The following is an 11,301-nucleotide window of genomic DNA, read 5'->3' on the forward strand; positions in this document are numbered from 1 at the left end:
ATTCTCCCCGGATGCCGGCAGCACGGCTTCTTTATCCTACCCTGAGACCGGGTCGCATGGGGAATGCATGGGATCGAATGAATTCGACCTCCAGAGGCCTTCGGCCACCGGCCGGCCTGCGCCGGCCGAAAGGATTTCTGCATCGGCGGAGGCCGACGCCCGGCGCGGAGCGCCTCCGAAGGCCGATTTCCATCGGCGCACCCGCCGACGCCTGGCGCGAAGCGCCTCACGGGGCTGATTTCCATCGGCGTGAGAGGCCCGTTTGACACCCTTTTCCCAACCCGGGTATGATGCACATCGATGGGGATCCGGGCGCATGCGCCCGGGATCGCGGGGGAAGAGAATGGGGCAGGAGCACATCCGCAACTTCTGCATCATCGCCCATGTGGACCATGGCAAGACCACGCTGGCCGACCGGCTCCTGGAGCGCACCGGCACCATCCAGCCGCGAAACGGGGTGGAGCTGGTGCTGGACTCCATGGACCTGGAGCGGGAGCGCGGGGTCACCATCAAGGCTTCGGCCGTCCGGATGCGGTATACGGCGCGGGATGGCCGGACCTATGTGCTGAACCTGATCGACACGCCGGGCCACGTGGATTTCTCCTACGAGGTGGGCCGGGCGATGGCCGCCTGCGAGGGGGCCGTTTTGCTGGTCGACGCGACTCAGGGGATCGAGGCCCAGACCCTGGCCAACCTGTATCTGGCCCTGGAGCACGATCTCGTCATCATCCCGGCGGTCAATAAGATCGATCTGCCCGCCGCGCGGCCCGACGAGGTCGCCCGGGAGATCGCCGAGCTCCTGGGCGTCCCCGACTCCGAGGTCCTGCGGATCTCCGCCAAGCTGGGGATCGGGGTGGAGGAAGTGCTGGAGGCGGTGGTGCAGCGCATCCCGCCGCCCCGCGGCGATCCGGAGGCCCCCCTTCAGGCCCTGATCTTCGACAGCCACTACGATCCCTACAAGGGCGTCATCGCCTACGTGCGCGTGGTCAACGGGACCCTCGCCATGGGGCGGAAGATCATGGTGATGTCGACCGGGGTGACCAGCGAGCCGGTGGAGATCGGGGTCTTCACCCCGGACTTTACTCCAACGGGCCGCCTGGAGGCCGGCGAGGTGGGTTACGTGGCCACAGGCCTGAAATCCGTGCGGGAGTGTCGGGTGGGGGATACCCTGACCACGGCCGATCGCCCGGCCCCCGAGCCGCTTCCCGGGTTCCGCCCCCCCAAGCCCATGGTCTTCGCCAGTTTTTACCCTTCGGAAGGTGAGGATTACGAGCTGCTGCGGGAGGCCCTGGAGAAGCTCCAGTTGAACGACGCCGCCCTGGTCTTCCAGCCGGAGACCTCCCAGGCCCTGGGCTTCGGCTTTCGGTGCGGCTTCCTGGGGATGTTCCATATGGAGATCGTCCAGGAGCGCCTGGAGCGGGAGTATGGGCTGGACATCGTGGCCACGGCCCCCAGCGTGGAGTATGAGGTGGTGTTGCGGGATGGGACGGTGAAGACCATCACCCGCCCCTCGGACCTTCCGGATCCCTCGCGGATCGAGGAGATCCGGGAGCCGTGGATGAAGGTCACGATCATCACCCCGGCCGATTACATCGGGCCGGTGATGGATCTCATCACCTCGCGGCGGGGGGTTTACCAGAACATGACCTATCTCGATCCGCGGCGGGTGATGATCGAGGCGGAGGTGCCGCTGGCCGAGCTGATCATCGATTTCTACGACGCCCTCAAGAGCCGCACCCGCGGCTACGCCTCGATGGATTACGCCTTCATCGGCTACCGGGCGGGGGATCTGGTGAAGCTGGACATCCTGGTGCACGGCCAGCCGGTGGACGCCCTGGCGCTGATCGTGCACCGGGAGCAGGCGTATCCCAAAGGTCATGCGCTGGTGGAGAAACTGAAGGAAGTGATCCCCCGCCAGCTCTTCGATGTCGCCATCCAGGCGGCGGTGGGCGGGCGGATCATCGCCCGGGCGACCATCAAAGCCATGCGGAAGGATGTGCTGGCCAAATGCTATGGCGGCGATGTCACCCGCAAGCGGAAGCTGCTGGAGAAGCAGAAGGAAGGGAAGAAGCGCCTCAAGATGATCGGCCGCGTGGAGGTCCCCCAGGAGGCCTTCCTGGCCGTCCTCCGGCTGGGCCGCGAAGCCTGAGCCGCTCCCCCCGGTTCTCCATTTCTTCCTTCCCTCCCGATGTCCTTGCGCCTCCTCCACAAGCCCGGTCTGTTCCCAATTTGTTCCCACGCCTCCCGTAGATTGGGATCCGGGATGGCGAGAGGAGGTCCCTTCGTCGGCGCGCGGGCCCTACGCGGGTATGGTTCCTCCTCGGCGATCCCCGAATCTCCCTGCCGATACGAGGTGAACGGTGTTCCGGCATCGAAAGCGACCGAACCATACGGGGGATGGCGTGCAGGGGAGGCGATCAGGGGCCGTGCGGGCCATGGTGGCCCTGCTCGCGCTGATCGTGGGCGGGTGGTGGAGGCTTCCCCTCACGGGGGCCTCCGGCGGGGCGGCGGCGGTCTGCCGGGCCGCGGCGAGCGCCGCCGCGGCCGGAACCCGCTTCCATCGAAGCTACGGTCTGGCAGGGAGCAATGAGACGATCCGCACAGTGCTGCCCACTTCCGACGGGGGCTTCCTGCTGGTCGGACAAGTTGGGAAAGTTGATCAAACATCCTCTCTTTACCCTTACGTCGTCAAGGTGGACGCTGCGGGGAACGTGCAGTGGAGCCGGACATATGGAGACGGAAACAAATGGACCGGTGGCGCCGTGGCCGCCGCGGATGGGGGGTTCTGGCTAGCCGGCTCTACCGCTCAGGGCGACATCTACCTGGTGAAGATGGACGCAGACGGGAACGTGCAGCGGGCCATCACCTACGATGGGGGCGCCTTTGAGAGAGCAGGAACCATCCTGGCCACCTCCGACGGCGGTTTTCTGCTGGTGGGCAGCACTTCGCCTGGCTACCCCTCTCCTGCACAGCCGCTGGTGGTGAAGCTGGACGGTTCAGGCCGCGTGCAGTGGAGCCGCACCTATACGCTCTCATCTTCCATAGTGCAAACGTTCCTGTTTTCCGTGGTTCAGACCGCGGATGGGGGATTCCTGGTGGGAGGCGACCGATCCATTGACGACTATCGGACCGGCCAGACGACGTATTCTATTGTCCTGTTGAAATTGAATGCGGACGGGACGGTTCAGCAGGGGTGGGAACTCACGAACCCGAGCTCCGGGAGCGTTCTCCCGGGGGATATGGTGACCACGGCCGATGGGGGCGTTCTGCTGGTGGGGACTACGGTGGTTGGGGTGAATTCCCAGAACCTGAAAGACAACGATATCCTGGCGGTGAAACTGGATAGCGCGGGGAACGTGCAGTGGAGCCGGACCTACGGGCGGCCTGGCGTCCTGGATGAGGCAGGCACGGCCGTGGTGCGGACGCCGGATGGAGGCTTTCTGCTGGCCGGAAATACCCACAATTCCAGTTCGGGTTTTGATGCCTATGCGGTGAGGATCGATGGGGCGGGGAGCGTCCAGTGGAGCCGGACCTATGACGGCGGTGGAGGCGAGGGGATCCGCACGGCCGTGATGGCCGCCGATGGGGGCTTTCTCCTGGCGGGCGATACATGGCCGGACCCTACTGCCTATGACGACATGTATGTCGTGCGGACCGATGCGGTGGGCGAAAGCGATTGCAACACGGTCCCTGTGGTTACCGGGACGACAACACCGACGATCGACGTATCGGCGTTTCTGCCGGACAGCAGTCCGGTTCCCCTGACCGCTGGAACGCTGGCGTTCTCGAGCACGGTTCCGGCGACCCAATCGGAGAGCCGCTGCCGGTATCGGCTCTACCTGCCGCTGGTGGTGCGGGGGCCGTGAGGGGCACCCATGGCTCGCCAGAGGCGATCCCATCTCGACGGGAGGTGTTTGATGGTGAAGAGAACCATGCAGGCATGGCGACGGATGATGTGCGGGCTGGTGGCGGGCATCCTAGCGCTCGCGGCGCTGGGCGTTTCCATCCCCTCCGCTCGCGGAGCCGTCGGACAACCGTCGCCCTTTTCCATTCATGCGCTGGATCCGAGCCCTGAGAGCACGGCCGGAGCTCCAAGCCCCTCTAACCCGAGGCAGCCCCAGCCCCTCGCGGCTTCCACCCCGAAAGGGCCGCGGGTCCTCTTCCCGGCTCAGCATGGAGTTTCCCAGCCCGCTGACTGGGTAGCCCAGCACTGGAAGGAGCGCTTCCCTATCGCTGCCCCAGACCCGGCTTTCCAGCGCTGGCGGGAGGAGTGGCTTCCTCTCCCGGTTCCTCCCCGGTCCCAGGGGATCCGCCCCGGCCCGTCCGGGGCTCTGCCCATGGCTCCCTCTCTTGCTGCCCCCGCCCCTGCCTCGCCGGCGCTCCCGCCCCTTTTCTCCTTCGAGGGGCTCAACAATTATGACAACATCATAGGGGGGATCAGCACGCAAGTCTCTCCGCCGGATGTCAACGGGGACGTCGGTCCTTCCCACTACGTCGAGTTTGTGAACGTGGTCCTCCGCGTCTACGATAAGAACGGCAACCCCCTTTCTTCGCCCTTCCCCCTCAGCGCCCTGTTCGCCTCGGCTGGTTTTAGCGGCCCATGCGCTTCCGCCAACGATGGGGACCCCATCGTGCTCTACGATCAGTTCGCCGACCGCTGGTTCCTCTCTCAGTTTTATATCGAAGATGTCTTCGCCAATACCGGTCCCAGCCGGCACTGCGTCGCCGTCTCCCAGACGGGCGATCCCCTCGGCCGCTATTACGTATACGAGTTCGTCTGGCCCGACTTCCCGGCCGGGTCGGGCACGCACATCTTCATGGACTACCCGCACCACGCCATCTCGCCGGAGGCCTACTGGATGACGGCCCACGAGTTCGACCCCAGCTACAGTCCGCCCGCCTATCTGAGCCAGGCCGTCGCCGCCCTGGAGCGCAACAAGATGCTCGTCGGGGATCCCACGGCCCGGATGATCTACTTCGGCTCCATGGCCGCTCCCCCCTCGGGCGTGGACATGGGGTCGATCGGCGGCGTCCTGGCGGCGGACATCGAGGGGCCGTCTCCGCTTCCCCCCATCGGGAGCCGCCCAGCGCCCGGGATCTTCCTGGGGCCTATGCCGAACGAGTGGGGTTTCCCGAGCGATGCCATCGGCGTTTACAAGTTCATTCTCGACTGGTCGAATCCGGCGGCCGCCAATTTTGTGCAGGCTGCGACCCTGCCCGTCGCCCCCTTTGATCCCTCGAACCCCAGCGGGCGGGGCGACATCCCCCAACCCGGTGTCACCACGTCGGCCTTCCTGGATTCCGTTTCAGGCCGCCTGATGCACCGGGTCGTCATCCGCAATATGGGGAGCTATTCCCTCATCGGGGCCAATCACACCGTGTGTGCCCCCGGCCTGACGTCCACGCAGTGTCGGACGGCCGGCCAGTATCAGGCCGCGGTGCGGTGGTATATCCTGAAGTATGACAATGCCACAGGTACTGTCTCCATCCTCGACCAGGGCACCTACACCGGCAACCCACCGGATTCCCACAGCCGGTGGATGGCCAGTGGGACCTTCGACAAGTATGGGGATTTCTGCCTCAGCTACACTGTCTCGAGCGCCAGCGTTTATCCCAGCATCCGGTACGCGTGCCGCACGCCGAGCGATCCGCCGCACGCCGAGCGATCCCCCCGGAACCCTGGGGCCGGAGGCTACGCTGCAGGCGGGCTCGGCCGCCCAAACGTCGACCTCCTCCCGGTGGGGCGATTACAGCATGCTCAGCATCGACCCAGCGGATGATGCCACTTTCTGGGCTGTCCACGAGTATTACACCACCAGCAATCCAAGTGGCTGCTCCTCCGCGGCTTGCTGGCACACGCGCATCGGCTCATTCCGGGTTGGGAGGAATCGGCTCTACCTGCCGCTGGTGGTGCGGGGGCCGTGAGGGGTTTTTCCGCGATCGCCGGGAGGGAGTGCTATGCCCGATGGGTTCTGCGTCGGAGGCGTTTGCGCGCCGGCCTCCGTGTGGGCAGGGGGGATCCTGTGGCTCCTGTATGGGCTGCTCTTCCTCCTCATCCGGGTCTTCCTGGTCGCCGGGATGCTCCGGGAGCTCACCCGGGCCGAGATCGAGGGGACCCGCCGGCGCATCCAGCTGGAACAGAAGGAGCCCGAGGCGGTCACCCCCTCCGAACAGGTCGTGCTGAACCATGTCGAGGCGCTGCTCCAGCAGGCGGAGCGAACGGTTTCCTGGACCTTCGGGGACAAAGTGAAAGCGCTATGCTGGAACGGCGGGGCGGAGCTGGCCGCCTGGCGGTTGATCCACGACGCGGAGCGGCTGGCGGTGAACGCGATGGCCATGCCCCACCTCAAGGCGCGGCTGCAGCGGGCCCTGGGCGACCTCTCGGAGCTTCCCCCGGCGCGCCAGGCGGCATGGAAAGAACCCCTCCGGAAGGCCCTGGACCAGTCAGAGGTGGAGGCCCGGGCGACCCTTTCGGCGTTCCTGGCCGACCTCTACGAGGCGCGGGATGGGCAGTTTATGTTGGTGCTTAAACTGCAGAACATGCTGACCTTTATGGTTCTCGTGGGCTTGCTGATCGGGCTGGCCCTGGCCATCGCAGGCTACGGCCCGATCCTGCTATCGGGGGCGACGGGCGGGTTGCTGAGCCGCATGGCCCGGGTCTATCGGGGCGGGCGGCGGACGCCGGATTACGGGCTCTCGTGGGCGACGGTGTTCCCGGCGCCCCTCTTTGGGGCCCTCAGCGCCTGGGCCGGCCTGCACTTGGTCGCGATCCTGCAAAACCAGCAGATTCTCTCTCTGGAAGCGCTGGGAACGCTTTCCCAGCTTCTCACCCCACCCATCGCGCTGCAGAAAGACACGGTGCCCCTCCTGGCCCTGGGGGCCCTCTTCGGCCTCTCTGAGCGCCTGCTGGACCGTATGGTGGAGAAGACGGAGGAGCTGTGGAAGAAGCAGGTGGAAGAAGAGGAGGGCGATAAGAGGAAGAAAGGAGGGGAGGAATCACAGACCGGGATGGGGCCGGGGGCGATCGCTGCCCGGCGGTTTCAGCTCCAGGTAGAGCTGGAAGAGCGAAAGCTCCCGGAGGAGCTGCCCCGCGCAGCTCCTCCCTCTCCCGGGGGCGAAGGGTGATCCAGAGATCGAGGGCTGTTCCCAGTTTGTTCCCAGGCAAGGGGGAAGCTGGTTCTGTATCTGCGCGCGGGGAGGCGCCTATGGGGCGGATCAGCTGGTTCAGCGAGGAGGGGGATGCCCTCTTCTTCCAGCGGTATGTGGATCGGATGGGGTCCTGGCAGCAGGCCATTGCCGACGGCCGCATCGACCCGGAGGAGGTGCGGGCCCAGGCCGAGCGGGTGGCGGCCCTGTTGCGGGAGATCGAGCCCCAGCTCAGCGATGCCCTCCATGAGCAGGTCACCCAGCTGCTGCTGGAGCTGGCGGTTCTGAACGCGATGCAAACGGCCCTTTTCCTCCAGACCCCGGCCTGAGGAGGTGAAGCCATGCCCGATCAGCGCGTGTTCCATGCCCCGAACCTGGATATGGGCCGGCTGGTGCAGGCCCTGGCGGACTGGTATCGAGCCCAGAAGTTCGATGTGCAGGTGCTGGATCTCCCCCAGGGTGGGGTGGTGATCCAGGCCCGCCAGGACGAAACATGGCGGAACCTGCTGGGGGTCTCCTCGGCCCTCAATGTGGCGCTGCGCCGGCAGGGCGACAGCCTGCAGGTGGAGATCGGGGCCGGCAAGTGGGTGGATAAGGCGGTGGCGGCGGGGGCGGGGCTGTTCCTCCTCTGGCCGTTGTTGTTCACCGCCGCCTATGGGGCCTGGCAGCAAAGCAAGCTCCCCCAGCGAACCTTCGAGTTCATCCAGTATTTCATCGCCACCGGGGCGGCGCTGCCGGCGGATACGGCCGCCTGGGTGGCCGGCCGCTATACGGAGGCCCAGCGCTATGTCAGCGCGGTCCAGTCCACAACGGCCCCGGCTTCATCGGGCGGGGAGGCGGCCCCTGGCGGCGCGTATCGGTTCTGCCCCCAGTGCGGCGCGGAGCTCCCCGCCGGGGCCCGCTTCTGCCCCGCCTGCGGGGCGAAGATCGGTGGATAAGCCAGACCGCGCAGGCCGTTATCGGACAAACTTCTTCAAGGAGGGGCCGATGCTTCACCGGAGGACGCTGCGGGGGGAACTCATCCATTGGCCGGGGCGGATCCTTCTCCTCGATCTCTTCCGGGATGCCCGGGGGTTGCAGACGCTGGAGTGGGTGGCTCTGGCCGTGGTGATCCTGGTCATGCTCGGGGCCATCGCCGCTTATATCCGCAGCCATCCCGACGTCCTGGGCGGGGCGGTCGCCGAGGCCATCCGCTCGTTCTTCGCCCGCCTGACCGAGACCTTCGGGCCGATCCTCTCGCCCTTCTTCCCGTTCCCGTGGCCGGAACCCCCGAGGGCTTGAAGGGGGACTATGCTGCGAGCCATCCGCTGGGGGCTGGTGATCAGCGGGCTGGGGGCCATCGCCCTGTCCGTCGTCCTCGAGGGGCGGGTCGGGGCCCTGGGGCTGCTCGGGCTGCTGGCCCTTTCTCTGGCCCTGAACCTCTGGCTCCTCCCCCGGGCGCTGGGGCGCGCCTTCGGGCGCTGGCGGCCCCGCCTCCCTCGGCCCGCTCCGCCGCCGGGCCTGAGCGCGCGGGTCCAGCAGGAGGCGGAGGCCGCGGCCCGAGCCCTCACCCGGGCGCCGGAGGGGCCTCCCCTTACCCTCCCTTCCGAACCCCCGGCGGCGTTCCGCTGCCCCGGATGCGGCCGGCGGCTGGAGCGGGGGGCGACTCGCTGCGCCGGGTGCGGCCAGCCCGCCCGCTTCCACTGCCCCTATTGCGGCCGGGAAGTGGATCCGGGATGGCCGCGCTGCCCGGCCTGTCGGGCCGCCCTCCCGGCGGCATGGGAAGGGAGCCGGTAAGGACGTCGTCCGACGAAGCTCTCCCACCGTCTTCGATCCGTCCATGCGGCGAGGGGTTCCGGGGATCCTCATCGGCATTGGCGGGGCGCTGATCGCCCTAAGTCTGGGGGCCGTCGGCCTGGGGGGATGGCTCGCCGTTCGCGCCGGGCGGGCAGGGGATCTGGAGATGGCGCTGATCTGGGGGTGTGGAGGAGGACTGGCGGCCCTCTTCCTGCTGTTCCTGGGGGTGGGGTTCGTGTCGGAGGGGCTCACCCGCATGGCCGCCACCGTGCATTTCGAAGTCGAGCCCCGCGCGGCCCGCCTGGGAGAGACCCTCGCGGTTCAGATCGCCGTGGAGGCCCATCGCCCCCTGATCGCCGGCCCCATCCGCCTCCGGCTGATGACGAAGGAATTCATGGCCTTCTGGGTGTGGGACTGGTTCCGTAAAACCCACCGGCGGAAGGAGGAGCGGGAGCAGACGCGGGTGGTCCATGAGATCCAGATCGCCGACCGCGTCGAGCTCCTCCCCGGGCTTCCCCAGCGCTACACGGCCGCCCTCGCCATCCCGATCGATGGGATGGCCTCGTTCCGGCGGGAGGAGCGAGGCCGCCTCGGCACCGACGTCCACGCCTTCGAATGGTGGGTGGAGCTGGAGGTCGGGCTGCAGGGGTGGCCGGACGCGTATGAGAAGATCCCGCTCTCCGTCCGGCCCGTTCGGGTATCGCCGGCTCTGGAGGCCCCGGCGGCGGAGCCTGTTTCGGACCTCCCGTCCTCCGACCCTCTGCGGATCACTCTGGCCGCATGGTCTTTCCCGGTGGGCTCCGCCCTGCAGGGATGGGTCCGCTGGGAGGGCGAGGCGCGGCAGCGGGTGCAAGTGGAGGCCGGCTACCGGATCCTCGCTGAGGGGCGGACCTGGACGACCCTCATCGGCCGCGCGGTTTATGAGCTCGACCCCGGCCAGGAGGAGGGGTTTGCTTTTGAGATCCCTTCCGATGGCCCGATCACGCGCTCCGGCGACCTTTATGACATCCGGTGGTTCGTCCGGGGGATTGCGGACCGTCCCCTTGCCCCGGATCTCTCGGCCGAGGTCGCCGCGCGGGTGGTTCCGGGTTCCATGTAGGGCAACCGCTTGCGGTTGCCTGATCCGATAGGAGGACGTGGATGCGGGGACGCACGGTTCTGATCGGCGGTTTAACGCTGGCCTTCGGCGCCCTGTGCGCCTGCATCGCCCTGGGGGGCGGGTTCCTGGCCTATCGATTCCTTCCGATCCTGCTTCGCCCATCGCCCACCCCTATACTCGTCTGTTGCACACCGCCATCCTCGTCCACGCCCGGCCAGGCGCCGACGGTCGCTCCCACCCGGCCGCCCCAGCCGGCGCCGGCCCCGACGCCCACCCTGGCGCCGGCCCCGCCGGGGGCGCTGACCCTCCGGCATGATCTTCGGGTGGAAGGCGTGACCGCCATCGCCGCGGCCCCCGACGGCCGCCTATCGCTGTTCACGGCGAACGGCCAGACCGGGTTCCTGGATCCCCGGACCGGGGAGATCGCGGAGGGGCCCACCGCTCCGGAAGGCATCGAGGAGCTGGTGTTCGCCCCCGATGGGCGGTTCTTCGCCCTGCGCACGGTCCGCGGGGAAGTGCGGATGTGGGATCTGGAACGCCAGCGAACGGCCTTCGTGCTGACCCTAAAAGAGGCGGTGCGGCGGATCGCGTTCTCCCCTCGAAGCACCCTGCTGCTGGTCGGTGGGGAATCCACCCTGAGCGGCTACTATGTGGAAACCGGGCGAAGGGCCTTCGCCTTCGATCTCCGCGGCCCGGCGGATGCCTTCGCGATGACGCCGGACGAGCGCCTGATCTTCCAGATGAGCGACCGCAGCCCGGATCTGGAGGTATGGGATACCCATACCGGGGAACGGTGGGGATCCCTCTCCTTCGATCCTCTCACGGCCATCGCCCTCGCCCCCGACGGGCGCCTCCTGACGGCGGCGGAGAACGAGATGCGGCCCATCGGGGGCGAGGGCTATGAAGGCCCCTTCCCGACCCGCGTCGCCCTGTGGCGGGTCTCCATCGATCCGGACCGGCGAAATGTGCGTCTGGACCTGCAGGAGGAGCTGGAGCTGCAGCCGGAGATGGAGGGGAAGTTCCCACTGCCCTTGAAGGCGCTGCGGTTCACCCCCGATGGGCGGTGGGTCGTCGGGCTGGCGGACTGGGTGGGGGAGGGCGACATGAACGGGCGGCTCTACATCTGGGAGACAGAAAGCGGGCGGATGCGCGGGCGGGTGGTCCTGCCGCCGCGTCCCTGGCAGATGGTGCTCCTGGAGGAGGGCCATCTGGCCGCGGTGCTCCTCGGATCCGGGCCATCCGGGGATCGTGTTCAACTCTACGAGCTCCCTTCCCGGTGA

Annotated in this window: 10 protein-coding genes; all 10 read left to right on the forward strand. The window is 67.5% G+C overall.

Annotation, left to right across the window (positions count from 1 at the left end; translation table 11 throughout):
* The first annotated feature begins 343 nt into the window (after positions 1–343).
* The 10 genes from lepA (at position 344) to VAE54_RS13540 (ending at position 11,301) form a co-directional block, all read left to right on the forward strand.
* Positions 344–2,149 (forward strand): translation elongation factor 4, encoded by a 1,806-nt coding sequence (lepA, locus tag VAE54_RS13495; protein ID WP_322802496.1) that lies wholly within the window; start codon positions 344–346, stop codon positions 2,147–2,149.
* A gap of 211 nt (positions 2,150–2,360) precedes the next feature.
* Positions 2,361–3,866 (forward strand): hypothetical protein, encoded by a 1,506-nt coding sequence (locus tag VAE54_RS13500; RefSeq protein WP_322802497.1) that lies wholly within the window; start codon positions 2,361–2,363, stop codon positions 3,864–3,866.
* Positions 3,867–3,917: 51 nt separating this feature from the next.
* On the forward strand, positions 3,918–5,780 hold the full coding sequence (locus VAE54_RS13505) for a hypothetical protein (protein ID WP_322802498.1): 1,863 nt from the start codon (positions 3,918–3,920) through the stop codon (positions 5,778–5,780).
* Positions 5,781–5,958: 178 nt separating this feature from the next.
* Positions 5,959–7,125: a hypothetical protein gene (locus VAE54_RS13510; RefSeq protein WP_322802499.1), complete on the forward strand. Its 1,167-nt coding sequence runs from the start codon at positions 5,959–5,961 to the stop codon at positions 7,123–7,125.
* An 80-nt stretch (positions 7,126–7,205) separates the two neighbouring features.
* A complete protein-coding gene (locus VAE54_RS13515) occupies positions 7,206–7,475 on the forward strand; it encodes a hypothetical protein (protein ID WP_322802500.1) in 270 nt (89 codons plus the stop codon).
* A 12-nt stretch (positions 7,476–7,487) separates the two neighbouring features.
* Positions 7,488–8,084, forward strand: coding sequence for a zinc ribbon domain-containing protein (locus tag VAE54_RS13520; RefSeq protein ID WP_322802501.1), 597 nt, complete (start codon positions 7,488–7,490; stop codon positions 8,082–8,084).
* 49 nt (positions 8,085–8,133) lie between these two features.
* Complete coding sequence (locus VAE54_RS13525; protein WP_322802502.1) at positions 8,134–8,427, forward strand: hypothetical protein; 294 nt, start codon at positions 8,134–8,136, stop codon at positions 8,425–8,427.
* A gap of 9 nt (positions 8,428–8,436) precedes the next feature.
* Positions 8,437–8,922 (forward strand): double zinc ribbon domain-containing protein, encoded by a 486-nt coding sequence (locus tag VAE54_RS13530; RefSeq protein ID WP_322802503.1) that lies wholly within the window; start codon positions 8,437–8,439, stop codon positions 8,920–8,922.
* A gap of 43 nt (positions 8,923–8,965) precedes the next feature.
* Complete coding sequence (locus VAE54_RS13535) at positions 8,966–10,021, forward strand: hypothetical protein (protein ID WP_322802504.1); 1,056 nt, start codon at positions 8,966–8,968, stop codon at positions 10,019–10,021.
* A 41-nt stretch (positions 10,022–10,062) separates the two neighbouring features.
* Complete coding sequence (locus VAE54_RS13540) at positions 10,063–11,301, forward strand: hypothetical protein (protein ID WP_322802505.1); 1,239 nt, start codon at positions 10,063–10,065, stop codon at positions 11,299–11,301.

The sequence above is a fragment of the Thermoflexus sp. genome (assembly GCF_034432235.1).
Lineage (GTDB): Bacteria > Chloroflexota > Anaerolineae > Thermoflexales > Thermoflexaceae > Thermoflexus.